We start from the raw sequence: 24,649 nt of genomic DNA on the forward strand, positions 1-24,649 counted from the left end.
GCCCCGACGCCTACAGAACGCGGCCGTTTGACGCTATGACCTGGCGGTACCAGTCAAAGCTCTTCTTTTTGCTGCGGGCGAGCGTGCCCCTGCCGCGGTCGTCGCGATCGACGTAGATGAAGCCGTAGCGCTTCTTCATCTCGCCCGTCCCCACCGAGATGAGGTCGATGGGCCCCCACGAGGTGTACCCGATGAGCTCGACGAAGTCGTCGTTGACGGCGCGCTCCATCTGGACGATGTGGCGGCGCAGGAAGTCGATGCGGTAGTCGTCCTCGACGTAGCCGCGCTCGTCGGGCTCGTCCACCGCGCCGAGGCCGTTCTCGACCACGAAGAGCGGGACCTGATAGCGGTCGTAGAGCTCGTTCAGGGCGACGCGCAGGCCCACCGCGTCAATGGGCCAGCCCCAGTCGGTTCGGTCGAGGTAGGGGTTCTTGCGCTCGACGAGCAGGTCGTCACCATTCTCGCTCGACGCCACGGACGAGAAGTAGTAGCTGAAGGCGATGTAGTCGACGGTGCCGGCGGCGAGCGTGGCGGCGTCCTCCTCGCTCACCTCAAACTCGACGCCCAGGCGCCTGAGCTGGGCGCGGCAGAGGTTGGTATAGCGGCCTCGCACCATGACGTCGGTGTAGTAGTAGTTGGGCATCATGTTGAGGCGGCGGGCGATGACGTCCTCGGGGCGACAGGTCTTAGCGTAGGTGGTGGGATACTGCACCATGCAGCCGATCTTGAAGTCAGGGTTGATCTGGTGCCCGAGCGCCACAGCGCGCGCCGAGGCGAGGAACATGTTATGGCTGGCCAGCACCTTGACCTCGTTGGCGTTCTCGTCCTCGGAGAAGATGAGTCCCGCCTGGTTGAACGGCGTGAGCTTGTTCATCGTCTCGTTGACCTCGTTGAAGGTCATCCAGTAGCGCACCTTGTCGCGATAGCGCCTGAAGACCGTCTCGCAGAAGCGCACGAAGAAGTCGATGAGGCGGGGGTTTCTCCACGACCCGTACTCGGTCACGAGCCGAAGCGGCATCTCGTAGTGAGAGAGCGTGATGACGGGCTCGATCCCATGGGCGCGCATCTCATCGAAGACGGCGTCATAGAAGGCGAGCCCCGCCTCGTTGGGCTCGGCGTCGTCCCCGTTCGGGAAGATACGTGCCCAGCTGATCGAGGTGCGCAGGCAGGTAAAGCCCATCTCGGCGAAGAGGGCGACGTCCTCCTTGTAGCGATGGTAGCCGTCGATGCCCTCCTGGTTCGGGTAGTAGACGCCCTCGTGCACGTGGTCGTGAATCTCGCGGGGGACGCCATGGGCGCCCGCGGTCTGCACGTCGGCGATCGAGAGGCCCTTGCCGTCCTCGAGGTAGGCCCCCTCGACCTGGTTGGCGGCGACGGCGCCGCCCCAGAGGAACCCCTCGGGCATGCCCTTGGCGACCGCCGAGCACTCCGAGTCCGTCGCGACGAGCCGGCGCGAGCCGCCCGCCTCGATGGCGGCATCCGCCTCGATTGAAGCGTTCATGGCATCTCCTTGTCCGCCCGCAGTCCGCGGGCCTCGATGGTAGCGAAGTCTGGTGAGGCGCCCCGCGGCAGTACCGCCGCGGGGCGCGGAGGCGGGCGCCGGGGAGGGGCAACCCGCCCGCTGGGGGGAGCTTCCTACGCCTCGATCTTGGCCGCCTCGGCCTGCTCGCGCTCGTACTGCTTGTTGGAGACGAGCACGAAGGGGACGTAGAGCACGAACGCAACGGCAATGACGACAACGACCATGAGCAGGGCCTGCCACTGACCGCTGAAGGCCAGGAACTGCTGCAGGAACATGGGCGCACCGGCGATCGACTCGACGTAGGCGGAGGTCAGGAACCCGGAGGTGATGGCGTAATAGCCGATGTTGCAGGTGACGAGGGGCACCAGCACGAAGGGGAAGAAGAAGGTGGGGTTGAGCATGATGGGAAGGCCGAACACCATCGGCTCGGAGATGCCAAAGAGCAGCGGCACGAAGGAAAGCTTCGTGACCTCGCGGTAGTCGGCTCGCTTGGAGAACGCGAGGATTGCCAGCGCGAGCGAGATGACGATGCCGGATCCGCCCAGGTTCATGAACAGGTGGACGAAGGCGAGGGTGTAGAACTCGGGGGGAAGCGCGCCGGATGCGACGGCGGCGATGTTGGCGGCAAGCGCCGCGGTGCGCACGGGCTTAGCGACGGCGTTCATGGCCATGTGACCGTGAATGCCCATCCACCACAGCAGCTGGGAGAGAACGGTGATGATGCTCACGCCAATCTGCGTGCCGATGGCCTGGTTGAACGGAATCTGAATCACCGTGTAGATGATCGAGTTGATGAACGTCCCCGTGGCGGCATACAGGACGCCCGCGAACACGCCAAAGAGCATGATCGTGATGAAGGCGGGGATGAGCGCGTTGAAGCTGTTGGCAATCATCTCGGGAACGGACTCGGGCAGCTTGATCTTGATGCGCTCGAAGCGCATGAGGCCGTTGAAAATCGCCATCGACCCGATGCCCACGAAGAACGCCAGGAAGAGGGCGGAGGCATCGAGGCTGCCGGCGATGTTCTCGGGGTCGAGCACGGTGATGAAGCAGACCACCGAGATGAGGCCGCAGATGAGCGGCTTCTGCCCGTCCTGCTCGCCAATGGAGTAGGCGACAAGGAACGCGATCCAGAGGGCCATGCAGGAGATGCAGGCGTAATTGACCGTACTGAAGATGTTGGCGTAGTTCGCAAGCCACTCGAATCCCGCGAACTGGGCAAGCCCGCTCGAGGTGGAGCAGAGCATGAGGTTCAGCATGAACGCAAACGAGCCGGTGATGACGATGGGGGTGTAGGTGGTAAACGCCTTCTGAATTGCCACCACGTACTTGTTCCCGTTCATGAAGTCAGCAACGGGAGTCAGGATGCGCTCCATGAGGTCCGTAAATTTGTCAAGCATGGGGTATCACTCCTTTCAGAGCGTCATGGACGTACGATGGGTTGTCTTGATGTGTGCCCGGAGCGTCGGGCTCCGTCAGGCGCTACCTGTCGGCAGCCACGAGCTCCTCGGCCTGCTTGAGCACGGCGGCTCCGTCACAGCGACCATAGGCCATCGGGTTGATGACGGCGACCGGGGCGGCGTCCCCGACCACCTTGGCAAGCCTTCGCTCCATGTGGCGAATCTGGGGACCCAGGAGCAGGACGTCGAAGTTGCCGAGCTCCGACTCCACCTGACCCTGCTCGACTGCCCAGATCTTGTAGTCCTTGCCCTGGCTCTCGGCGGCCTCACGCATCTTGCTTACCACCAGGGACGTCGACATTCCTGCGGCGCATGCCAGCATGATGTTCATGACTCAGCTCCTCTCTCTTCGCGGGGTCGAACCCCGATGCTCCACTCTGGTCGGTCCCGTTACTTTCCCGACTCGATTCGGGCCATGCGCTCGTACATCTCGACCATGCGCTCGGCCACGTCGCTTGCCGTAATCGCCATGCTCAGGTGGTCCTGGGCGTGCACGAGGATGATGTTCACCTCGACGCCCTCACCGTTGGCCTCCCCCTGGATGAGGGAGAGCTGGGTGTCGTGCGCCTCGTGCATCTCCCTCTGAGCCTCCGCGAGATGCTCTCTCGCCGCACCGAAGTCTCCCTCGGCCGCATCGTCAACCGCCATGAGCGCGGCGGACTTGGCGTTGCCCGCGTGCAGGATGATCTGCATGGCGTTCTCGTACTTGCTCTCGTCCATCGTTCCTCCTCTCGTCATGATGCGTGCGTGTTCACCGGTTCACTAGCTCCAGCAGGGTGGTGAAGTCCCGCTGGCTGATCAGCGTCTGAATATCCTCCTTGCTCAGGAGGAGGCGTGAGATCCTGTCGTAGAACCCCTGGAGGTTCTTCTCGGCGCTCGTCGAAATGCTCACGAGAAAGATTGCCTGCACCCAGACCTCGGGCGCCCAGAGGACGGGACTGTCGAGGATTGCCACGGCGACGAACGTGTCGGGCGTGCACGGCCTCGCGGGATGGGGCATGCTCACGTTGTTGCCAAAGGCAGTGGGAGCCGCATCCTCGCGTTCCCAGACGAGCCTCGCGAAGCCCTCCGGGACCTCGCGACGCTCGGCGACGAGGGCGCAGAGGCGATCGATCGCCTCCTTCTTGTCCTGCGCAACAAGATGCGAGAAGAACAGGCGCTCGTCGAAGTAGGACTCGACGCCCTGCGGGCGGGGGCTTACCTCGAGCGCCTCGCGCACGAGGTGGAGGTCCCCCTCGTCAAGGAAGAAGCCGACCTCGCGAACGGGAACGGGGAGCGGGTGCGCCAGGGGCACCGTGGTGAAGACGTAGTCGATGTCCGTGAGGTCGACGGCGTCGACGCCGCCCACGTCGCAGGTCTCGATGCGGTCGAGGTAGGCGCCGAACTCCCTGCGGTAGCGGTTCTCGAGCAGGCGCGCGCTTCCCGCGCCGGAGGCGCAGACGATGAGGATGTTCTTGCGCGACGGGCCGCCCTTCTGGCGCTCGAGGGCAAGCTCGAACGCCAGCGCGACGTAGCCGATCTCCTCGTCGCTGAGCCGAGCGTCGTAAGCATCGGCGAGCACGGCACTCGCCTCGACCGCCATGGTCCAGGCGAGCGGGTAGCGATTCTTGATGTCCGAGAGCAGCGGGTTGTCCATGCGCATGTGGAAGCGCAGGCGCACTGCGAGCGGAGTCACGTGCTGCGCGAGGTTCATGCGCAGCTCGAGGTCGTCGCGAAAGTCGAAGCGAAAGACAGTCCACACGTGCTCGATCATGCGCGCGACGACGTCCCACACCTCGTCCGAAATGACGAGGTCGTTCTCCGGGGCGTCTGCGGAGAAGTACAGGCGCTGCCGTCCGGCCAGGTGGATCGCGATGTAGGCGACCTCCTCCTCGGGAAGCGCCACGCCGAAGCGGGCCTCCACGAGCGCGGCGACATCGCGCGCGACGGAGAACTCGTGCGTGGAGCGAATCCTGTCGAGCTGCTCCTCGGGCATGGGAACATAGCAGCCCTCCCTGATGCGCGCGACGGCCACGGCGATGTGGACGATCAGGTTCTGATGGGCGAGTGCGTTGACCTGGAAGTTGTTGCGACGCGTGGCCTCGCGCACGCACTCGTCGATGACGGTGACGACCTCGCTCGAGGCGAGCGAGGCGTCGGATGCCGCGCTGTGCCCGCTCGCGGCGACGGCGGCGAGGCACAGCCGGCGCTTGAGCTCGGGCCCGGTGACGCGAATGCCGTAGCGCGGACGGCGCTCGAGGACGAGGTCGAATCGCGCGAGGCGGCGCTCGACCTCCTTGAGCTCGTCGCTCACCGTGACGCGGGAGACATAGAGAATCTGCGCGAGGTCGTCGATGGTAATCCAGCCTGTGCGATAGAGCAGGTCGTTCATGAGGTAGGCGACGCGCTGCTCCGAGGTGGTGGGAACGGCCTCCCCCGCATGCGAGCCCTCCGAGCCGCTGCGCCCGAGCAGCTCGTCGATGCGCGAGGGGTCAACGCCCTCGAGGCGATAGACCGATGAGCTGCGCATCTCGATGCGGCCTCGGGAGGAGGACGGGCCGCCCTCGGGGCGAGAGGCGACCATGGGTCGTGCGCCGTCCCCGCCCTGTGCGTCCGTGCGCGCGAGCAGGTCGTTCGCGCGGCTCACATAGGTGCGGACCGTCCGCACGCTCACGTCAAGACGCCGGGCGAGCTCAGCGGGGCTGATCTGCCCCTCGTCACGCAGGATCTCTATGAGCTTGGCGAGCTTTGCGTCCACGACTCCTCCTTCCGTAGCTCAATCCTACGGAATGGCACACGGAGTCTCCACAAAGGGTTTTGCCGTCGCCGCGGAAGGCGCCTCGACGAATGGGGCGCCGCTACTTCTCGTCCTTCTCTCCGGGCGCGCCGCCGAGCAGCAGACGACGCATGACCTGCTCAGGGCTGCAACCGCTGTCATAGCGGGCAAGCGCCGTGATCTTCTCCTGCATGCGGAACTCGTGGACCTCGTCCTCGAGCTCTCGCACGCGACGGCGCAGCTCCTCGAGCTCGTCCTCGCGCTCGAGCATCCGCTCGCGCATGTCGAGGATGCGCACGACGCCCGCGAGGTTGATGCCCTCGTCCGTGAGCTTTGAGATGAGGTTGAGGCGATCGATGTCCGACTGCGAGTAGAGCCGCGTGTTGCCGCGCGAGCGCCCGGGGGTCACGAGGCCCTTCTGCTCGTAGACGCGCAGGGTCTGCGGGTGCATGCCGGTGAGCTCGGCGGCGACGCTGATCATGTAGAGCGGCTTGTTGCGGTCGGACCCGCGGCCCTCGTTATCGCTTCGTGCCATAGCGCATGACCTCCTCGCGATAGTCGCGGGTATCGGCATCGCGCAGGGCCTCGAGGGCCTCGCGCTCCTTCTTGGTGAGCAGGGTGGGGACCTTCACGCGCACCGTCACGTAGAGGGCCCCTCGCGACCCCTTGCGCTTGACGCTCGGCGCCCCGAGGTCGCGGAAGCGGAACGTCTTCCCGTCCTGCGTGCCGGCGGGCACCTTGAGGCGGACCTCGGTGCCGTCGGGCGTGGGCACCTCGACCGTCGCCCCGAGCGACGCCTCGTAGACGCTGATGGGCAGGTCCATGCGCACGTCGGCCCCGTCGCGCTTGAAGACGGGGTGCTCCGCCACGTGCGTGGTGATGACGAGGTCCCCGCGGTCGCCGCCGTTGGTGCCGTACTCGCCGCGCCCGCGATAGCGGAGCTTTCCGCCGTCCACCGCGCCGGCGGGAATCTTGATGGTGAGCGTCTGCTCCTCGCCCGTCGAGGGAACGCGGTAGGTCGCCTTGCGCGTGGCGCCGCGGAAGGCCTCCTCTGCGCTCACGTCAACGGACATGGTGAGGTCGCTGCCCTTGGTCGGGCGGTTCGCCGCGCGGGCGCCCGCCGCGCCGCCGAAGATCGACGAGAAGTCGAAGCCGCCGAACCCGTCGCCACCCCGCATGTTGTTGAAGATGTCAGACCAGTCGCCACCCACGTTCGTGGTGTAGGTATAGCGGCCTCGACCGCCCGACCCACCGAAGTCGGCGCCCGGGATGCCGCCGAACATGAGCATCTGGTCGTACTCGCGGCGCTTCTGCGGGTCGGAGAGCGTGGTGTAGGCCTCGCTGATCTCCTTGAACTTCCCCTCGTCGCCGCCGGCGTCGGGGTGGTACTTGGCGGCGAGCTTGCGGAACGCCTTCTTTATCTCGTCATCGGTGGCGTCGCGCTTGACGCCCAGCACGTCGTAGTAGCTCTTCTTGGTTGCCATTCTGCACGAGCCCCCTTTCGGTATTCGCCTGGGGAGCGTCCCCAGCCGCTGTCACGTCACATGCGCCGCATCGCAGCTCCGGGGCGGGCGTCGCCCCCGATGCCCGGGCACAAAGAACGCGCCCGGGCCTGCGGGTCCGGGCGCCTCGGGCTACTTCGTCTCGGCCTGCTCCGCGGCCTCGCCCTCGCCTGCTGCCGGATCCTCCGTCGGCCGCTTGGGCCCCCCGTAGGTGACCGTCACCATGGCGGTCCGGATGACCTTGTCGCCCATGCGGTAGCCCTTCTGATAGACCTGGGCGACCGTCTCGTCATAGGCGTCCTTGTCCTCCACGCGACCGACCGCCTGGTGCGCGAGGGGCTCGAAGGGCTCCCCCGCCGGGTCGATGGGCTCGACCCCCTCCTTTGCGAGCACGGCAAGCATCTTGGCGTGCACCGCGGAGACGCCGTCAACGAACTGCTTGAGCTGAGCGTTCTCCTCGGTCGCACCGGCGTGCTCGATGGCGCGCTCGATGTCGTCGATCACGGGGAGCAGGTTCGTGACCAGTCCCTCCGCCGCGCGCTCGCGCTCGACGAGGCGCTCTGCCGCGGTGCGGCGACGGTAGTTGTCCCAGTCCGCCTGAAGCCTGACCAGGCGGTCCTTGGCCTCCGCGGCGTCCTTCTTGGCGGACTCGATCTGGTCCTCGACCTCGGACAGCTTCCTCTGCAGCTCGTCGCGCTCGGAGCGAATCCTGTCGGCGTCCGCCGCCAGCTCACGCTCCGCGGCCTCCTCGCCGGCACGGATGGCCGCCTCCACGCGGGCGCGCTCCTCGGCCTCCTCGTCGACCTCCTCGGGCGTCTCGGGGCTCTCGTCGCCGGCCTCCTCGGTCGTCACCTCGTCGGGCTCCACGACCTCGCTCTTCTCGTCCTCAACCTCGATGGGCACCTTCACGTCACCCTCCTCAAACTTCTCAGCGTGCAAAAGTGACTGTCCCTTTTGCACGAGGGGCGACCGCGTGACCGTGGCCGCCCCTGATTGCCATCCGCTATGCGACCGGACCGGAACTAGTTGTTCTTGTCGTCGTCGACGACCTCGTAGTCGGCATCCACGACGTCATCGGAGCCGCCCTGCGTACCGGCGTCGCCCGAGGCGGCCTGGTCCTGCGTCGCGGAGTAGACGACCTCGGCGAGCTTGTGACCGACCTCCTGGAGCTTGTCCCCCGCCGCGCGAATCGCGTCGACATCGGTTCCGTCGAGAGCCTTCTTCGCCTCGGCCACGGCGTCCTCGGCCTGCTTCTTCTGGTCGGCAGGAACCTTGTCGCCGAGGTCCTTGAGGGTCTGCTCGGTGGAGTACGCCAGCGAGTCGACCTGGTTGCGAACCTCGATCTCGTCCTTGTGCTTCTTGTCCTCCTCGGCGTGGGCCTCGGCGTCCTTGACCATGCGGTCGACCTCGTCGTCGGAGAGAGCGGTGGAGCCGGAGATGGTGATCTGCTGGCTCTTGCCGGTCGCCTTGTCCTTGGCGGTGACCTTCACGATGCCGTTGGCGTCGATGTCGAAGGTGACCTCGATCTGAGGCACGCCGCGGCGGGCTGCGGGGATGCCGGTCAGGTTGAACTTGCCGAGAGACTTGTTGTCCGCGGCCATCTCGCGCTCGCCCTGCAGGACGTTGATCTCGACGGACGTCTGGTTGTCGGCGGCCGTGGAGTAGATCTCGGTCTTGGAGGTCGGGATCGTGGTGTTGCGGTCGATCATCTTGGTCATGACGCCGCCCATGGTCTCGACGCCCAGGGAGAGCGGGGTGACGTCGAGCAGCAGGATGCCCGAGACGTCACCGGTGAGGACGCCGCCCTGGACGGCGGCGCCGTCGGCAACGACCTCGTCGGGGTTCACGGACATGTTGGGCTGCTTGCCGGTCATCTGCTTGACGAGCTCCTGGACGGCGGGCATGCGGCTGGAGCCGCCGACGAGGATGACCTCGTTGACCTCGGAGAGCTGCAGGTTGGCGTCGTGCAGGGCCTTGGTGACGGGACCCTTGCAGCGATCGAGCAGGTCACGGGTGATGCGCTCGAACTCGGCGCGGGTCAGCGTGTAGTCGAGGTGCTTGGGGCCAGTGGCGTCGGCGGTGATGAAGGGCAGGTTGATCTGGGCCTGCTGGGCGGAGGAGAGCTCCTTCTTGGCGTTCTCCGCGGCCTCCTTCAGGCGCTGCAGGGCCATCGGGTCCTTGCGCAGGTCGATGCCGTTGTCAGACTGGAACTTGTCGGCCATCCAGTCGATGACGCGCTGGTCCCAGTCGTCGCCGCCGAGGTGGTTGTCGCCGTTGGTGGCGAGGACCTCGACGACGCCGTCGGCGAGGTCGAGCAGGGACACGTCAAAGGTGCCGCCGCCCAGGTCGAAGACGAGCACCTTCTGGTCGATGCCCTTCTTGTCGAGGCCGTAGGCGAGCGCGGCGGCGGTGGGCTCGTTGACGATGCGCTGGACGTTGAGGCCGGCGATCTTGCCGGCGTCCTTGGTGGCCTGGCGCTGGGCGTCGTTGAAGTAGGCCGGGACGGTGATGACCGCGTCGGTGACGGGCTCGCCGAGGTACTTCTCGGCATCCGCCTTCATCTTGGAGAGGATCATGGCGCTGATCTGCTCGGGGGTGAAGTCCTCGCCGGCGATCTCCACGACGGCGCGGCTGCCGGTGCCGCTCTTGACCTTGTACGGAACGGTCTTGAGCTCCGAGCCGACCTCGTCGTAGCGACGACCCATGAAGCGCTTGATCGAGAAGACGGTGTTGGTGGGGTTGGTGACGGCCTGGTTCTTTGCCGCCTTGCCGACGATGCGGTCGCCGTCGGAGCGGAAGCCGACGACGGACGGGGTGGTGCGGTCACCCTCGGCGTTGACGATGATCGTGGGCTCGCCGCCCTCGAGGACCGCCATCGCGGAGTTGGTGGTGCCCAGGTCAATGCCAAGAATCTTGCCCATGGTTGCTCTCCTTTTCCTGCGCGGGGCGTCCGTGGCGACCGCCCCTCTCGCGTGGTTCCTTTGCTCTACGGTGGAGTTTATCCCCCATGCGCTTCGATTCTATACATTATCTAAGTCTCCACATATGAGATTTTTTGACGCGCAGCGTTGAGGGTAGGCCCGCGAGCGTCACCAGAGCCCCGGTGCCGCAGCGTCGTGCCCCCTACAGCAGGCGATGCTCGAATCGGCCGTTCTCGTAGACTCCGTAGCTGGCAGTGCCGTCCTTGGGAATGCCCGCCGAGCCGGGGTTGAAGACCCAAGCGCCGTGCTCCGAGCTCATCTCGCTCACCTTGATGTGCGTGTGCCCGTAGACGATCGCGGAGCGGTCGGGCAGCGCGGGCCATCGGTCGACGCTGTTGTGGTAGCCCGGGCCCCAGACGTGCCCATGCGTGAGGAAGAGGGTGTACGGGCCGCCATCGACGGTCGGGTCCACCAGGATGTTGTGGTCTGCCATGCAGGGAAAGCCCAGGACCATCTGGTCGACCTCGGCCTCGCAGTTGCCGCGGACGGCGATCACACGATCCGCTATGGAGTTGAGCATCTCGATGACGCGCTTGGGGGCATAGTCTGCAGGCAGGTCGTTTCGGGGCCCGTGGTAGAGCAGGTCGCCGAGGAGCACGACGCGGTCGGGCCCCTCGGCCTCGATGGCGGACATGAGGCGGGCGCACGCATCGGCGGCGCCATGGATGTCGGAGGCGATAACGAGCTTCATGGGAGTTCCCTTCGAACGTGTTGGACAACGAGCGCGCGAACCGCGGGCAGCTCGGCGAGCGCGTGGGGCCACCGCTCGACCACGCAGCCCGCGCGCCCGAGCTCGACGCTCAGGTCGACGAGGACGTCGCGACGGGCGTGATGCCCGAGCGACATGAGGAGGGGGCCGAGAAGAACCGTGTCGCCGGGGCGCGTGCTCAGACGACCTGCCAGGCTCGAGGGCGCTCCCACGAGGACGTCCGCCCGACCCGATCGGCGCAGCGCGGCCTCGAGCCGGGCGAACGACGCCTCGCACTCGGCGCCGCGGTGCCCCGCCAGCGCGACGACGCGCCCCGGGCGCGCGGGGAGCGCCCCATCGAGCGCGGAGGCCACGGCCTCAAAATCCCCCTCGCTCGAGAGCAGGGGCGGCGCGAGCCGAAGCTCGTCGAAGCCCGGCGACGCGGCGAGGACGGCGGCGGCGCACTCCCCCTGCAGCCGGCCGTCTGCCACGTGCGTGGTCGCCACGAGGGCGCGGCGGACCCCCGCCGAGCGCAGCTCGGCAAGGACCTCCGGGACCGTCGGCCCGACCGGTCGCCCGCCCGTCCTTGCCCGAATCGTGACGTCGGCGCGCACGGCCGAGGTCAGCTCGTCGACGAGCCGCGCGACGCCCGCGTCGTCGCGCTCTCCCGACAGGCAGCCGGCAATCACCAGCGCGTCAAAATGGTTCAAAAGTGACTGTCCCTTTTCCACGTCAGTGGTGGCAGGCGTGCTCCTCGCCCATGACGGGGAGCGTTCCGGCCGCCGCCATCCGGGCGACGTCGCCCACGCCCGGGGTCTGGTTCTCAAAGTAGACGGTGATCCCGGCCTGAGCGAACCCCATCATCGGCCGCATGCCCATTCCGGCCGCCACGATGGCGTCGATGCCGTTCTGCGCGAGGAGCGCCACGGGGCGCATGCAGCCGCCCTCCTCGTGGGGCGGGTTCTCAATGACGCTGACCTCGCCCACCGTGCCATCCTGCACGTCGACCACGGTGAAGCAGTCGCAGTGGCCGAAGTGGCCGGAGCGCTCGCAGTCGAGCCCGCCCTTGCCGATGGTGGGGATGGCAACCTTCATGAATGCTCCTCTCGTCGCGGGCCGTGCCGGCGGCCCGTGTGCTTTACGCGGCCATTCTCCCACAAATCAACGGGAGCGCCGACGCGGCTCCGGGGCCGCGCGCGGCGACTCCCGGGCTCACGCCCCGACGAGGCCGAGCTCCTCGAGGACCCGGGCGACCCCGTCGTGGTCGTTGTCGGGCGCGAGCAGCGCGGCGCGGTCGCGAAGCTCGGCCGGCGCGTTGCCCATGAGGTAGCCGCGACCCACCGCCTCGAGCATGGGGAGGTCGTTGTAGTGGTCTCCGAAGGCGATGGCGTCGACGGGGTCGAGGCCCCAGAGGTCGCAGAGCGTGCGGACCGCGGCGGCCTTGCTCGTGCCCGCCGGCATGACCTCGATCAGCGTGTCCGACGACACGGCGATGGACAGGTCGGGAAAGCGCTCGCGCAGCCGAAGCTCCACCTCGGGGGTGCGACCGCGCGCGCAGAGGCAGAGAATCTTCTGCACCTCGTCGCGCTCGATCGAGGAGACCGACCCCTCGCGCGCCCGTGCCATCACGATTCGCTCCTCGGCCACCAGGCGCGGGTCGCTCCGGTCGGGGGCGACCCAGTCCTCGAAGGAGTACGCGCTCCAGGTCGCGGGGAGGCGCTCCGCCTCGACAAAGTCCACGATCTCCTGGGCCCGGGCGCGCGAGAAGCCGTGATGGTGAATGACGCGTCGGCTCTCGTCGAGGATGACGCCGCCGCTCTGGGTGACGACGGTGCATGAGATCCCCTGCCCCTCGAGAAGGGGGTAGGTGCCGGTCATCCCGCGCGCCGTCACGATGACGAAGGGCACGCCCGCCTCCTGCACCTCCGCGATCGCGCGCCGCGTCCGCGGCGTGATCCGATGCTCGGAGTTGATGAGCGTGCCGTCGATGTCGCTGAAAACCGCCGTTCTGGGCATGGGTCCCCCGTTTCTCCCGACTGACGCCATGATAGGCCGAGCCCTCGCGCTTCTCGCCGATTGACAGGAAAAACCGCGGCGGGCGAGCCTACCATGGGAGTCACGCACCGCAGGGGGCGGCACATGCCACAAGGAGAGGGGCGCTCATGAGGTACCTGATCGTCGGCGGCGTTGCCGCCGGGACCAAGACCGCGGCAAAGATCAAACGATGCGACCGAGACGCGGAGGTCAAGGTCGTCACCAAGGGCCAGGACATCAGCTATGCGGGATGCGGCCTGCCCTACTACGTGAGCGGGGACATCCCCACGCGCGAGGGGCTCATCGTCAACACGCCGGCGGCCTACGCTGGCCTCACCGGCGTGGAGGTCGAGACCGGCGTGGAGGCGACCGCGCTCGACGCGGCGGCGCACGAGGTGAGCGTTCGGCGCTCCGACGGCACCGTCGGCGTCGAGAAGTACGACCGGCTGATCGTCGCGACGGGCGCCGTGCCCTTCGTTCCCCCCGTGCCGGGCACCGACCTCCCGGGGGTCTTCTGCATGCGCACGCCCGATGATGCCTGCGGCCTGCGCGACTACGTCGAGCGGGAGGCGGCGCGGCGGGCCGTGGTGGTCGGCGCGGGCTTCATCGGCCTCGAGTGCGCCGAGGGGCTGCTGGCGCGCGGGCTCTCTGTCACCGTGGTCGACGCCATGCCGCAGATTCTGCCCAACGTCTTCGACCGGGAGATGTCCGACTTCGCAAAGCGGCAGCTCAAGGCCGCGGGCGTCCGCGTGGTCAACGGAGCCACGCTCACCGGGCTCTCGGGCGAGGGCCGCATCCGGTCCGTCGAGACGAGCGCCGGCTCCTTCCCTGCCGACGTCGTGGTCCTGGCGATCGGCATCAGGCCCGCCACGCGCTGGCTCGAGGGGTCGGGCGTCGAGACCGTCAAGGGCTGCGTGCTCGTGAACGAGTACGGCGCCACCAACCTCCCCGACGTCTACGCCGCCGGCGACTGCGCCGAGGTGCGCAACTTCATCACGGGCGAGCCGCAGTGGAGCGCCATGGGGTCGACGGCCAACATCTGCGGGCGCGCCATCGCCCGCACGCTCACGGGCACGCCCACGGCATACCCCGGCGCGCTCGGCACGGGCGTCGTGCGTCTCCTGCCCACGCTCAACGGCGGGCGCACGGGCCTCACCGAGGAGGCGGCGGTCGCGGCGGGCATGGAGCCGGAGTCCGTCGTCTGCGTGGTCGACGACAAGGCGCACTACTACCCCGGCTCGTCGAGCTTCTTCATCAAGCTCATCGCCTGCCGCAAGACGCACCGGCTGCTCGGCGTTCAGGTCCTCGGCGCGGGCGCGGTGGACAAGGTCGTCGACGTGATGGTCACGGCGCTCTACCAGAAGATGCGCGTCGAGGACCTCGACCTCATGGACCTCTCCTACGCCCCGCCCTTCTCGACCGCCATCCACCCGCTGGTCACGGCCGGATACATCCTCGAAAACAAGCTCTCTGGCGAGCTCGAGAGCTTCTCGCCCGCGCAGTACGCCTCCGGCGAGGCCGCGAGCTACGAGGTGCTCGACGTCCTCCCGGCGCCCACGATTCCCGGGGCGCGCTGGGTGGACCTCACCAAGATCGGCCCGGACGGGATCGAGGGGGTCGCTCGCGACGCAAAGGTCCTTCTCGTCTGCGCCAAGGGCAAGCGCGGCTACTTCGCGCAGAACCGCCTCAAGGCGGCCGGCTACACGGCGACGCGCGTGCTCGAGGGCGGCATCACGTTCAACGAGGTGCGCGTTCCGCGCCGCGACTCCAAGCTGCCCGCAGCCGAGATCAAGCGCCTCAAGGGGCTGGGGTGCCTTCAGGACAAGCGCTACGACGATGTCTTCAACATCCGCGTGATCACGCGCAACGGGAAGATCACCGTGGACGAGCAGCGCGCCGTTGCCGAGGCTGCCGAGCGGTTTGGCTCCGGCGAGGTCACCATGACGACGCGCCTCACGCTGGAGATCCAGGGGGTGCGCTACGAGCAGATCGAGCCGTGCATAGCCTTCCTGCAGGACCACGGCCTGGACGCGGGCGGCACCGGCTCAAAGGTGCGCCCCGTGGTCTCCTGCAAGGGCACCACGTGCCAGTACGGCCTCATCGACACCTTTGAACTCTCCGAGAAGCTTCACGAGCGCTTCTACGTGGGCTATCACGGGGTGGAGCTCCCCCACAAGTTCAAGATCGCCGTGGGCGGCTGTCCCAACATGTGCGTCAAACCCGACCTCAACGACCTGGGCATCGTCGGCCAGCGCGTGCCCCAGATCGACCTTGGCAAGTGCCGCGCGTGCAAGGTCTGCCAGGTCGTGAGGGCCTGCCCCATGGGCGACGCGCAGGTGGGCGCGGACGGGAAGGTCACCATCGACGCCGCCGCGTGCAACCACTGCGGACGCTGCGTGGGCAGCTGCCCGTTCGGGGCCGTCGAAGAGGGGCTCGCCGGCTACAAGGTCTACATCGGCGGGCGCTGGGGCAAGAAGACGGCGCACGGCCGGGCGCTCGACAAGATCTTCACGAGCGAGGACGAGGTCATGGGCGTGGTCGAGCGGGCCATCCTCTTCTTCCGCGACGAAGGCGAGTCGGGCGAGCGCTTCGCCGACACCGTCGCGCGCCTCGGGTTTGACTACGTGCAGGACAAGCTGCTGACGGCCCCGATCGACAAGGAGGCCATCCTGGCCAAGGACGTCACCGGCGGCGCCACCTGCTAGCGTGGAAAAGTGACTGTCACTTTTCCACGGCTGACCGAGCGACGGGCCCGGGCGCACATCAAAGGCGCCCGGGCCCGCTCGACGTCCTTCTCGCCCGGGAGCTCGTCAAATCCTAGACCTCGCCGCTGCCCGCGTTGGGATCGGGGGTGAGGGCCGCCACCGGCGAGAGCAGCACGCGCCCGCGCCCGCGGTAGACGTTGACCAGGCCCTCGCCCGAGACGGCAGAGCCCACGAGCGACTTGCCGCTGCGCTCGACGGTAAAGGCGAGCGACTCGGACCACGCGATCGCGAAGTTACCGTCGACCTTGAGCTCGTCTCCCTCAAGGTCGACGGCAACGAGCTCGCTCGCCGGCACCGGAGACTCGAGCGCCACGACGCCCGCGCCCTCGAGGCCGAGGTTGAACAGCCCCTCGTTGCCCGCGACCATGGCGCTCGGGCGCTTTACCATGATGGCACGGTGCTTGATGTCCGACGTGCACGCCATGAACAGGCCGTCGTTGATCACCATGGTGTCGCCGAGGTCTGCCTGCGGGCTCATGAGCAGGATGTGGCGGTAGGTTGGCTCGCAGACGACCATGCCCGAGCCCACGTACTCCGGCTTGATGGCGGACTCGCCCGTGACCGACCCGCGAATGGCCTTTCCGAAGAAGTCGCCCACGCCCTTCACGCCCGTGGTGGCATTGATGTCACCGGCGGTCCACTGCATGGCGCCCGCCTGCAGCGTCACGCCCATGCGGCCATCGAGCTCGGCCACGAGCTGGCGACGGCGCACGTCCATCTTCGCAGCGAAGTAGGCGGCCTGCGCGCCGAGATAGGGCACCGAGAGGTCGCGCTGCCACTCGATCACCTTGAACGGACCCTTTGCCGCAACGGTCTTGGCGTCATCGTTATCCAGGAAGTTGTAGATGTGCATGCGCATCCCTTCGTCGTGGTGGATGGAGCAAGCGTGCGGCATGGTCGCGGGATGGCGGGCGGCTATTCGGCGGACGGCACGAGGGGCGGACGTCAGGCGCCAGAAGCGCTCACGTCGACCCCAGGGGCGCCGCCGCACCATCCCCGTCACGAAATGGGGCCTGTTCCCCTTTCGCTCGGTGCCCTACGCTTGTCATGTTCTAAACGGTCTCAACTGGGAGGTCACATGAGCGAGAAGAGAACCTCCATCGTCTGGGCACTCCTCGCCGCGGCGCTCTACGCCATCAGCTCGCCGGTCTCCAAGCTCCTTCTGCGGGAGGTTGAGCCCACGATGATGGCCGCCCTTCTCTACCTGGGGGCAGGACTCGGGATGCTCCTTCTGGGCATCGTTCGGCGCCGCCTTGGCCTCGGAGCGTCCGAGCAGCGGCTCACCCGCAGGGACCTCCCCTACACGGTGGGCATGATCGTCCTGGACGTCGCCGCGCCCATCTGCCTGATGATTGGTCTCACCTCAACGACCTCCGCCAACGCGTCCCTGCTCAACAACTTCGAGATCGTCGCCACGTCGCTCATCGCGCGGTACCGTCAAGATTCTTGCGCACTTTCCGACAGCCCCATAGGCCCGCCATCCGGTGCGGCTACTCGTCCAGCAGCGTCACGTCCAGGTAGCGGCGGGAGCCCCACTCGCTCTCGGCGACGTACTTGAGCCTCGCGGTCACGAGCATGAGCGCGCTCCTCCCGTCAGGGAAAGTGCCGACAACGCGGGTTCGCCTGCGTATCTCGCGGTTGAGCCGCTCGATGGCGTTGTTGGTCCTGATCCTCCGCCAGTGCTCGCGCGGGAATCGCGTGTAGGTCAGGGTCTCCGCGTACCCCTCGCGCACGGCCTTCGCGGCCTCCCCGAGCCTCGACGCCTCCAGCTCGGATGCGACCTCGAGCGCCTTGGCCTCGGAGGCCTCGCGCGACTCCATGGCGTGGACGGCCTTGAGCATGGCCGCGACCTTCGGCCTCTTCGACTTGGGCACCCTGGCCAGCACGTTGCGGTAGAAGTGCACCGTGCACCTCTGGTAGGCGGCCCCCGGGAACACCTCGGCGATCGAGCCGACCATGCCGGCCGCCTTGTCCCCCGTGAACATGCGTACCCCGCGCAGCCCGCGCGACTTGAGCCACGAGAGGAACTCCCGCCAGCACTCGGCCGACTCGGTGAACCCCTCGGCCGCGCCTATGACCTCGCGGTAGCCGTCGTCGTTCACGCCGATGGCGACCATCACGGCGACGTTCTCGTAGGAGCCGCCCCAGCTGCGCTTCAGGTAGATGCCGTCGACGTAGACGTAGGGGTAGGCGCGCTCGAGGGGACGGTTGCGCCACTCCTCGACGGACGCGAAGGCCTTCTCGTTGAGGTTCGAGACGGTGGAGGCCGAGACGCTCGAGCCCCAGAGGATCTCGCTCACGTCCTCGATGCGCCTGGTGGAGACCCCGGCGAGGTACATCTCGATCATCGCCTCCTCGACCGAGGTCTCCCGGCGCCGGTAGCGCTCGATGATGGCCGTCGTGAACCGCACGCCCTTGAGCTTGGGCATGCGGATGGTGACCTCCCCTGACGTCGTCGCGAGCTTCCGCTCGTAGTGCCCGGCGCGGTAGGCCTCGCGGTCGGCGGTGCGCTCGTAGCGCTCGGCGCCCACGAGGTCGCCGGCCTCCTCCTCGAGGAGCCCGTTCAGCGTGTCCTCGACGGTCTTCCTGACGAGCTCGCCGAGGTCGGCCCTCAGCGACTCCTCGTTCAAAGATACAATGGGATCGGGCATGGTCCACCTCCAGCATGTTTCTTGTCTAGGCAACTCGAATCATACCGGGGCGGGCCGTGCCCTCCTTCCTTACCTGGACGCTATTCCGCTGTCAAAGTGCGCAAGAAATTGTACGTTACCCATCGCGCTCCTCGTGTTCAGGGAGGCCATCAGTCGCAGGCTGTGGCTCGCCATCGGCCTCATCACCCTCTCGAGCCTCATCCTCTCGTTCGAGGACGCCTCGAGCCTGCGCTTCTCCTCCGGATCTCTGCTGGTGCTTGCCGCCTGCGTCTGCTGGGGGTTCGAGAACAACTGCACGCGCATGATGTCACAGAGCGACCCGCTGGAGATCGTGGTGCTCAAGGGGTTTGGCTCTGGCCTGGGGTCGCTCGCCATAGCCCTGGCGGTGGGCGAGTCGCTCCCGGCGCTCCCCTCCGTGCTCGGGGCGCTCCTGCTGGGATTTCTCGCCTATGGCCTCAGCATCTTCTTCTACGTCTATGCCCAGCGACAGCTGGGGGCCGCAAAGACCAGCGCCTACTATGCAATCGCCCCGTTCATAGGCGTCGGGCTGTCGCTCGTGCTGTTTCACACCTGGCCGGAGCCCTCGTTTTGGGTCGCGCTGGCAATCATGGCGGCGGGAGCGTATCTCGCGGCGGAGTGAGGGCGGGGCGACCGAGGGTCACGCCGCCCTCACGAGACCGTGGCTTCAAACGCAAGCGGCAGGCGTTTGCTGGCGAGAAGGACCGCTAGTCGTAATACCCCCGCACGCCGAACAGGATGCTCTCCATCTTGCCGCCGGGCGCGTAGATTCCAATTCCTACCCCCAGGGCCCTATAAAGAGGCGACGCACAGTACAGCGGATTCAACTGATAGCCCATTGTCCTTCTCACTCAAGGCCAAGCCTCTTCACGCAACCCGGAGATCGCCGAATCTAGACGCTCTCGCCTTCCGCGGAAGCTTCTCGCCAAACAAAGCTAACCTGCACGTCTTCGCCGAGCGCAGCGTAGAAGAGCTGAGTGAGCTGGTTTTCCGCTTCAGTTTGGGCGTCAGCGAGAAGCCCTCCCTCGACAGCCTGCTTTTGGCTCTGCTCGACACACCAACGCTGAAATGCATCGACATCACCTACTTGGATGGGATTAAGGACGTTGTTCCTCTCCTCCAGCACGCCAGACGTCTCCATATCCGGAGTATTGGAGATAATGTACGCAGGATCAAGAGTAATCGTCAAAGAGCCGCCCTGGGCTTCGATTTCCGCAGTCTCGAGATTGACGCCAGCCTTGAGTGTCCCCTCGTAGCGATACCAAAAACTGTTGTCAGTAAACGGAATGTCGAACAGACCAAAGAACGACGCCGAATCACCCTGCTTGTCCACGATGCTGTAGTCCTGAGAGACCGAAACAAGCTCATTCTGCTCAACGATGCGACCAAACACGGTGGACGCGCTCACCTCGATATCGTCCGACGGATTGTAGTTTGAGACAAACAATGTTCCTGCAATACCAAGAGCCAAACCGATTGTGACACAGATAGTACCAATCTTAATTGACTTAACTGTTCCTTTATCAACTTTTATTCCCAATTATCTCACCCTCTCGACAACACTCCGCATTATGACTTTTTGGAGAACACGGCTCGACTATAGCTCACCCTCCCTTTCCCACTTCGACAACGCTGCGGAGAAATGGACCATCGGCACTCGAATTCGTGTCGAGCGCAGCCAGCGCGGATTCTCGCAACGGAGGTGCTCGCCCATGACAGGCACAAGCCGCTCCCGTCTCTGGAAAACCGAGACAGGAGCGGCTAACGTTGGTATCGACGCACCCATTCGCACTGCCTGTGCACTCGACGTGTGTGCGCGAGATCTGATTGAGGTTTAGCGACAGTCCACTATTCGCCAATAAGGCTTACGTATGCGGCAATGTTCCCGCTGTACTCGCTATAGAGCAGCTCAAGGTGATGGGTTCCCTCGGCGTTGTCTGCATAATAAGTAATATCGGTGTCAGCGACGTTCTCAGTAAACCCAGCGTCCTTGCATGCTTCGACGTAGGCGGAGAACCCATCGGGTGTCGAACCCTCGGTATCAAACGAGAATCGGGTTTCCGATTCGTCAACATCCACTACCAGCTCGCCTTCCGGCCGAGGGACACTGGCGCATATTTCGCCTTCGCCCCACAAGTCAGTCTTCGTAACATCGGAGGAAAGGTCGTAGGTTCCCGACTTAAAGTCATAGTATTCCTCATAGATAAGCCCGTCATGCAGATAGCGAATCGTCATGAGATCGGGCTCCATCAACTCATACTGCTCAACGTTGTTGACGTAATACCCGGAAAAATTGAGCGTGGTTTCCTGTGATGCTTCTCCGGGAGACACGATGTGGGTGCTTCTGCAAGTCATTAGTCCGTCGCGGACCTCTTCCTCGGTCATACCCTCTTCAATTAGATAGTCAAACGCAGAGCTGATTTGCTCGGATTCAGCGTCCTCCCTTGGAAGAAGCTCGAGCTCAATCCCAACAATCGCGTAGTCGCTGTTGTTCTCGTAACTAAACATTGCCCGTCGTGTTCCACCATCAACGCCCGGTGAGACGTCGTACGGAACCTGCTCGATTTTTATTGCGTCCTCAGCCGGCTCCGCGCTTGCGTCCTGAGATTGAACGCCTTGGATCTCGTTGCCCGACTGCGAGCTCATGCTAGTTCCTGAGCAAGCCGTCAACGCAATGCCCAGCGCCGCGACCAGCATAATCTGCCAACTCTTTCTCATTATCTTCCTCCTTAACCGAACCGTCTCTTCTGTGGACGTGAGCCCATCCTCAATAGGGGCTGCATTTTTCGCGAGGGCGGATGACGTTGGAAGGTGACCGCCCGCACGCTCTTCTCATCTGCCCCCACGAAAGCGCCCCTACAGCCCGATTTCTGCCAGTCGAGCAGTCACACGACCCAGTGCCTCGGTGTAATAGGCTAGGTCGCCGGCGGAGAGCGAGCCCTCATCTATGGCGTTGGCCCGCTCCGTCATGTCTCCGTAGCGTGTCATCATGTCCACGTATTCCGACAGCATGCTCGACGTTTCTCCTGCATTGCTGTAAGCGACCATAAAGTCGGCATATTCATTCATAAAATTTTCGTAGCTGTCGATAAATTCCCTGAAGTCGCCCGCACCAACATTGATAGAGACAGTCTCGCTCACGTTTTTCTTCACGAGAGCATCGGATTTTTCCCGAGCTCCCCCTCCAGCCTTGTTCTCGCCCGCCGAATCCCCGGCTGGATACCCGGACTCCGGCGCTTTGGTAACGCTCAACGTAATCGACCGCACCGACTGATTGCTGACCAGGTTGCTGTACTCCTTGCCATCGCTGTCCATGCTGTACGTCAGCTTGATGGCCGTGTTCGGCTCAACACTCTGTGAGGTGACCATATATTCGGCAAGCGACGTCTCGTCCTCAGGGTCGATGAACGTCCCGTCATCAGCAACGATGTCAAAGAATACGTAACCGTGTCCATAGGCGTCAGCAAGGCTGCCTGAGAGCGAGTAGTATCCACATTCCGCAAGATTGCGTCCAACGTAGTCACGGACGTAATGCGTGTACTTGTCAGGAGACGACTGGATTGTCGTAAGCTCGGGCGTATCTCCAACCTCACCCGCTTTGCCCACCGAGAGGACAATCTCGTCGATAGTCTGGAAGTTAACGAGGTTATCGTACTCCTCTCCCTCGCTGTCAACTTCAAAGGTATACTTGATCTCCGTGTTGGGGCTGATACTCTGCCCAGTTACCACATACTCCTTGAGCTGTTCTTCGTTGCCCGGATCGATATAGGTACCGTTCGCGGCAACATAAATCACCTTGAGGTTGCCCGCACCGTACGCATCGTGTCGGAAGCCGTCAATTGCCTCGTAGCCAATCGAGGCAGCGTTCATGCCGACATAACTCTTGACATACCATGTGTACTTATCGGGGGACGGCTTAATAGATACGACCTCTTGAGTTTGGACGGGAGCGGGATCGCCCTCTGCAGCTCGGCTGCCCGCTCCGCCGCCGCAGGCACCAAGGGCAAAGACCAAGGCACACGTGCCCAAAACGGATGCCGCACGCTTCATAGTGTCGCCTCCTATTGCGAACTTTGCATCTTTTCCTTGCGCCTGAGCACGAACAGCCACACCGCCGCGGCAACGAGCGCCACGAACGCCACGATGTAGACCGTCGGAGCAATGCCCCAGCCGTGCGTGCTGCTGGGGAGCACGCCGCGGTCCCCGAAGTCCCACACGAGCAGGCGGGACCCCGCGAGGGTGATCACCGCGAGCACCGTCGACCCAATGGGCCTGCCCAGCGCCGCGAGCAGCAGCGTCAGCGCCGAGGCGCCCAGCAGCGCATACGAGATGTACGTATAGAGCTGCCAGGTCCCGCCCATGGAGCCGTACACCTGCGCATACGAGAAGAGCGAGATGTCCTGGGCGTCGGAAACCGTCATACCCGTGGGCTCGTAGAACATCACGTCCGGCGCAAGCGCCACCGCATCACGAAACTCCTGGTCAGCAGACCCCCAGGGCAGGAAGAACGCCGCAACCAAGCCTATGGCGCCGACGACCATCGCCGCTCGCGCCAGAAGGGGCAGCGATGCCCCGCCCCCCTTTTGTTCCGCCATCACGCTCGCTCCCTCCCGCCGCCCCAGGCGGCCTCGTTGCCAGCGGGCTCTTTGCCAAACGCCCGTGAGCCCATTCTGAGAAGGAAGGGGCGCCAGTTCCTCAGTTGGTAGCTGAATTACGCGAGCGGACGCTCCGTGAGACGAGCGTGACCGCACGATCAAGTTCTTCTTGCCCGCGAACGCTCGTCATGTACTCCTTTTTTCCGATTCGTGTATAGCTTGTACATTTTTTTACAGAATTCTCTGTACATCATGTACAGTATTTGCAGTTAGGTCTACAGGAAGGGGTAAGGGACCGTGGTCGAGCTCAAGCGCAAGATGGAGAAGCGCGTCGAAGCGTGGTATGTCTCGGCCGAACGCCGCCCACTGCTCATTCGAGGGGCACGACGCACCGGCAAGACCTTCCTAATCGAGCACGTCGGCACACGCCTTGCGGGCCCCAACTTCGTGAAGCTGGACTTCCGGACCCATCTGGGAACCATACGCTCTCTGTTTGACGGGCCGACCGACGATGTTGACGGCATCGTATCCCGCATCGGAGAGTACAAGCGAACCCGGCTCGACCCCGAAACCGCGCTGATCTTCTTTGACGAGGTGCAGCTTGACGAGCGTGCGCTCAACTCACTGCGCTTCTTTGCCGACTCCAAGTGGCGTGTCATAGCTAGCGGAAGCCTCCTTGGCGTCACAACACGGCAAAGGCACCTCCCCTTCCCGTCGGGCGTAATTCAGGAGGAGCTTCACCCGCTTGATTTTGAGGAGTTCCTCTGGGCGGCCGGCGAGTCCTTCATGGCAGGGTCCATCCGCGAGCACAGCCGGACCCTCGAGCCCTACGTGCTCCACGAGGACGCACTGGCCCTCTACCGCCGCTACCTCACCACGGGAGGCATGCCCCTTCCCGTGCGGCAGTGGTTTGATACGCATGATGAGGCCGAGGTGACCCTACTCCAGCACGAGATCGGCGAGACGTACACGGCGGACATGACCGACCCGGACAACGGAATAAGCGGCGTGTCCGCAAAGCGCATCTGGGACAGCATACCCAGGCAGCTTCTACGCGCCTCGACGAAGAAGTTCAAGTACAGCGACGTGATACGGGGAGGCAGGCGCGGGCGACTGCTTGAGCCGCTTGAGTGGCTCAACGCCGCCGGCATAGTCGCGATTCACGACCTCACGCGCGACACCCGAGCGCCCCTGACGCCCTACAACGACGAGTCGGGCAGCTTCTTCAAGGTGTACGTCTCCGACACCGGCCTCATGTTCAACAAGCTTGGCATCGAGCCGAGCCTCGTGCTCGACCGCACGTTGAGCCCCCTTCTTTCATCGGACTTTCGCGGAGCACTCGCCGAGAACTACGTCATGCAGTCGCTCAAGGCAAACGACCTCAAGACGTTCTACTGGATGCCCGATGAGGGCTCAGGCCGCGGGGAGGTCGACTTTGTCCTCCAGACGAGAAGCGCCGAGGTCATACCGATTGAGGTGAAGTCCGCGCGCAACGTTGGCGCCAAGAGCCTCCGCAAGCTCATGTGCGAGGGGAGCTCTCCCTACGCGATACGCCTCTCGGAGCAGCAGTTTGGCAGGTCGGCGGGAGAGGACGGTACCGAGCTGCGCAGCCTGCCGCTCTATGCGGCGTTTTGCATTGAAGCGGGCGGGCTGGGGTAAGTCGCCGCGCGGCAACGGC

Annotated in this window: 23 protein-coding genes; 4 read left to right on the forward strand and 19 right to left on the reverse strand. The window is 65.1% G+C overall.

Going from position 1 to position 24,649, the window contains the following annotated elements; translation table 11 throughout:
* Positions 1-10: 10 nt before the first annotated feature.
* From BQ7106_RS07095 to BQ7106_RS07155, 13 genes are all read right to left on the reverse strand, one after another.
* Positions 11-1,501, reverse strand: a complete 1,491-nt coding sequence (locus tag BQ7106_RS07095; protein ID WP_338064447.1) for a 6-phospho-beta-glucosidase — start codon at positions 1,499-1,501, stop codon at positions 11-13.
* Between the two features lie 134 nt (positions 1,502-1,635).
* Positions 1,636-2,922, reverse strand: a complete 1,287-nt coding sequence (locus tag BQ7106_RS07100; protein ID WP_072373537.1) for a PTS sugar transporter subunit IIC — start codon at positions 2,920-2,922, stop codon at positions 1,636-1,638.
* A gap of 82 nt (positions 2,923-3,004) precedes the next feature.
* Complete coding sequence (locus BQ7106_RS07105; RefSeq protein WP_072373539.1) at positions 3,005-3,313, reverse strand: PTS sugar transporter subunit IIB; 309 nt, start codon at positions 3,311-3,313, stop codon at positions 3,005-3,007.
* Between the two features lie 59 nt (positions 3,314-3,372).
* Entirely contained in the window at positions 3,373-3,702 is a 330-nt protein-coding gene (locus BQ7106_RS07110; protein WP_072373544.1) for a PTS lactose/cellobiose transporter subunit IIA, read from the reverse strand.
* A gap of 31 nt (positions 3,703-3,733) precedes the next feature.
* Positions 3,734-5,719, reverse strand: coding sequence for a BglG family transcription antiterminator (locus tag BQ7106_RS07115; RefSeq protein ID WP_083526955.1), 1,986 nt, complete (start codon positions 5,717-5,719; stop codon positions 3,734-3,736).
* A gap of 100 nt (positions 5,720-5,819) precedes the next feature.
* On the reverse strand, positions 5,820-6,272 hold the full coding sequence (locus BQ7106_RS07120) for a heat shock protein transcriptional repressor HspR (RefSeq protein ID WP_072373547.1): 453 nt from the start codon (positions 6,270-6,272) through the stop codon (positions 5,820-5,822).
* Positions 6,256-7,221: a DnaJ C-terminal domain-containing protein gene (locus BQ7106_RS07125; protein ID WP_072373549.1), complete on the reverse strand. Its 966-nt coding sequence runs from the start codon at positions 7,219-7,221 to the stop codon at positions 6,256-6,258. The genes BQ7106_RS07120 and BQ7106_RS07125 overlap by 17 nt, the downstream gene beginning before the upstream one ends.
* A 150-nt stretch (positions 7,222-7,371) precedes the next feature.
* The gene (locus BQ7106_RS07130) at positions 7,372-8,148 is read right to left on the reverse strand and encodes a nucleotide exchange factor GrpE (RefSeq protein WP_083527039.1); all 777 of its coding nucleotides are present in this window, start codon (positions 8,146-8,148) and stop codon (positions 7,372-7,374) included.
* Positions 8,149-8,261: 113 nt separating this feature from the next.
* Positions 8,262-10,160: a molecular chaperone DnaK gene (gene dnaK, locus BQ7106_RS07135; protein WP_072373552.1), complete on the reverse strand. Its 1,899-nt coding sequence runs from the start codon at positions 10,158-10,160 to the stop codon at positions 8,262-8,264.
* 202 nt (positions 10,161-10,362) lie between these two features.
* Entirely contained in the window at positions 10,363-10,911 is a 549-nt protein-coding gene (gene yfcE / locus BQ7106_RS07140) for a phosphodiesterase (RefSeq protein WP_072373555.1), read from the reverse strand.
* Positions 10,908-11,618, reverse strand: coding sequence for a sirohydrochlorin cobaltochelatase (locus BQ7106_RS07145; protein ID WP_072373558.1), 711 nt, complete (start codon positions 11,616-11,618; stop codon positions 10,908-10,910). The genes yfcE and BQ7106_RS07145 overlap by 4 nt, the downstream gene beginning before the upstream one ends.
* A gap of 22 nt (positions 11,619-11,640) precedes the next feature.
* Positions 11,641-12,003: a NifB/NifX family molybdenum-iron cluster-binding protein gene (locus BQ7106_RS07150; RefSeq protein ID WP_072373559.1), complete on the reverse strand. Its 363-nt coding sequence runs from the start codon at positions 12,001-12,003 to the stop codon at positions 11,641-11,643.
* Positions 12,004-12,120: 117 nt separating this feature from the next.
* Positions 12,121-12,924: a Cof-type HAD-IIB family hydrolase gene (locus tag BQ7106_RS07155; RefSeq protein ID WP_072373560.1), complete on the reverse strand. Its 804-nt coding sequence runs from the start codon at positions 12,922-12,924 to the stop codon at positions 12,121-12,123.
* 146 nt (positions 12,925-13,070) lie between these two features.
* Between BQ7106_RS07155 and BQ7106_RS07160 the strand changes: the two genes are divergently transcribed.
* A complete protein-coding gene (locus BQ7106_RS07160) occupies positions 13,071-15,647 on the forward strand; it encodes an FAD-dependent oxidoreductase (protein ID WP_072373561.1) in 2,577 nt (858 codons plus the stop codon).
* A gap of 112 nt (positions 15,648-15,759) precedes the next feature.
* Here BQ7106_RS07160 and BQ7106_RS07165 read toward each other — a convergent pair whose 3' ends face one another.
* Complete coding sequence (locus tag BQ7106_RS07165; protein WP_240307455.1) at positions 15,760-16,560, reverse strand: AIM24 family protein; 801 nt, start codon at positions 16,558-16,560, stop codon at positions 15,760-15,762.
* 225 nt (positions 16,561-16,785) lie between these two features.
* On the opposite strand from BQ7106_RS07165, the gene BQ7106_RS07170 reads away from it, so the two are divergent.
* Positions 16,786-17,265, forward strand: coding sequence for an EamA family transporter (locus BQ7106_RS07170; RefSeq protein WP_072373565.1), 480 nt, complete (start codon positions 16,786-16,788; stop codon positions 17,263-17,265).
* Here the strand turns inward: BQ7106_RS07170 and BQ7106_RS07175 are convergent.
* Positions 17,198-18,358 (reverse strand): IS256 family transposase, encoded by a 1,161-nt coding sequence (locus tag BQ7106_RS07175; protein WP_072372560.1) that lies wholly within the window; start codon positions 18,356-18,358, stop codon positions 17,198-17,200. The two genes, BQ7106_RS07170 and BQ7106_RS07175, sit on opposite strands and share 68 nt — an antisense overlap.
* Positions 18,359-18,491: 133 nt before the next feature.
* Here BQ7106_RS07175 and BQ7106_RS07180 point away from each other — a divergent pair, with 133 nt between their 5' ends.
* Complete coding sequence (locus BQ7106_RS07180; RefSeq protein WP_072373568.1) at positions 18,492-18,998, forward strand: DMT family transporter; 507 nt, start codon at positions 18,492-18,494, stop codon at positions 18,996-18,998.
* Positions 18,999-19,268: 270 nt separating this feature from the next.
* On the opposite strand, the gene BQ7106_RS07185 is transcribed toward BQ7106_RS07180, so the two are convergent.
* The 4 genes from BQ7106_RS07185 to BQ7106_RS07200 form a co-directional block, all read right to left on the reverse strand.
* Positions 19,269-19,916, reverse strand: a complete 648-nt coding sequence (locus BQ7106_RS07185; protein WP_083526959.1) for a DUF4230 domain-containing protein — start codon at positions 19,914-19,916, stop codon at positions 19,269-19,271.
* A gap of 308 nt (positions 19,917-20,224) precedes the next feature.
* On the reverse strand, positions 20,225-21,094 hold the full coding sequence (locus BQ7106_RS07190) for a DUF6591 domain-containing protein (RefSeq protein WP_072373574.1): 870 nt from the start codon (positions 21,092-21,094) through the stop codon (positions 20,225-20,227).
* 138 nt (positions 21,095-21,232) lie between these two features.
* On the reverse strand, positions 21,233-22,426 hold the full coding sequence (locus tag BQ7106_RS07195) for a DUF6591 domain-containing protein (RefSeq protein WP_129583821.1): 1,194 nt from the start codon (positions 22,424-22,426) through the stop codon (positions 21,233-21,235).
* A gap of 11 nt (positions 22,427-22,437) precedes the next feature.
* The gene (locus BQ7106_RS07200; RefSeq protein WP_072373581.1) at positions 22,438-22,971 is read right to left on the reverse strand and encodes a hypothetical protein; all 534 of its coding nucleotides are present in this window, start codon (positions 22,969-22,971) and stop codon (positions 22,438-22,440) included.
* 297 nt (positions 22,972-23,268) lie between these two features.
* Here BQ7106_RS07200 and BQ7106_RS07205 point away from each other — a divergent pair, with 297 nt between their 5' ends.
* The gene (locus BQ7106_RS07205) at positions 23,269-24,630 is read left to right on the forward strand and encodes an ATP-binding protein (RefSeq protein ID WP_240307456.1); all 1,362 of its coding nucleotides are present in this window, start codon (positions 23,269-23,271) and stop codon (positions 24,628-24,630) included.
* Positions 24,631-24,649 lie beyond the last annotated feature (19 nt).

It is taken from the genome of Thermophilibacter mediterraneus (genome assembly GCF_900119385.1).
Lineage (GTDB): Bacteria > Actinomycetota > Coriobacteriia > Coriobacteriales > Atopobiaceae > Thermophilibacter > Thermophilibacter mediterraneus.

What these genes read in the sequence shown, in the direction of transcription:
- BQ7106_RS07095 (WP_338064447.1), bottom strand. Translation starts at nt 1,501, where the DNA reads ATGAACGCTTCAATCGAGGCGGATGCCGCCATCGAGGCGGGCGGCTCG.
- BQ7106_RS07100 (WP_072373537.1), bottom strand. Translation starts at nt 2,922, where the DNA reads ATGCTTGACAAATTTACGGACCTCATGGAGCGCATCCTGACTCCCGTT.
- BQ7106_RS07105 (WP_072373539.1), bottom strand. Translation starts at nt 3,313, where the DNA reads ATGAACATCATGCTGGCATGCGCCGCAGGAATGTCGACGTCCCTGGTG.
- BQ7106_RS07110 (WP_072373544.1), bottom strand. Translation starts at nt 3,702, where the DNA reads ATGGACGAGAGCAAGTACGAGAACGCCATGCAGATCATCCTGCACGCG.
- BQ7106_RS07120 (WP_072373547.1), bottom strand. Translation starts at nt 6,272, where the DNA reads ATGGCACGAAGCGATAACGAGGGCCGCGGGTCCGACCGCAACAAGCCG.
- BQ7106_RS07125 (WP_072373549.1), bottom strand. Translation starts at nt 7,221, where the DNA reads ATGGCAACCAAGAAGAGCTACTACGACGTGCTGGGCGTCAAGCGCGAC.
- dnaK (WP_072373552.1), bottom strand. Translation starts at nt 10,160, where the DNA reads ATGGGCAAGATTCTTGGCATTGACCTGGGCACCACCAACTCCGCGATG.
- yfcE (WP_072373555.1), bottom strand. Translation starts at nt 10,911, where the DNA reads ATGAAGCTCGTTATCGCCTCCGACATCCATGGCGCCGCCGATGCGTGC.
- BQ7106_RS07150 (WP_072373559.1), bottom strand. Translation starts at nt 12,003, where the DNA reads ATGAAGGTTGCCATCCCCACCATCGGCAAGGGCGGGCTCGACTGCGAG.
- BQ7106_RS07155 (WP_072373560.1), bottom strand. Translation starts at nt 12,924, where the DNA reads ATGCCCAGAACGGCGGTTTTCAGCGACATCGACGGCACGCTCATCAAC.
- BQ7106_RS07160 (WP_072373561.1), top strand. Translation starts at nt 13,071, where the DNA reads ATGAGGTACCTGATCGTCGGCGGCGTTGCCGCCGGGACCAAGACCGCG.
- BQ7106_RS07165 (WP_240307455.1), bottom strand. Translation starts at nt 16,560, where the DNA reads ATGCACATCTACAACTTCCTGGATAACGATGACGCCAAGACCGTTGCG.
- BQ7106_RS07170 (WP_072373565.1), top strand. Translation starts at nt 16,786, where the DNA reads ATGAGCGAGAAGAGAACCTCCATCGTCTGGGCACTCCTCGCCGCGGCG.
- BQ7106_RS07175 (WP_072372560.1), bottom strand. Translation starts at nt 18,358, where the DNA reads ATGCCCGATCCCATTGTATCTTTGAACGAGGAGTCGCTGAGGGCCGAC.
- BQ7106_RS07190 (WP_072373574.1), bottom strand. Translation starts at nt 21,094, where the DNA reads ATGAGAAAGAGTTGGCAGATTATGCTGGTCGCGGCGCTGGGCATTGCG.
- BQ7106_RS07195 (WP_129583821.1), bottom strand. Translation starts at nt 22,426, where the DNA reads ATGAAGCGTGCGGCATCCGTTTTGGGCACGTGTGCCTTGGTCTTTGCC.
- BQ7106_RS07200 (WP_072373581.1), bottom strand. Translation starts at nt 22,971, where the DNA reads ATGGCGGAACAAAAGGGGGGCGGGGCATCGCTGCCCCTTCTGGCGCGA.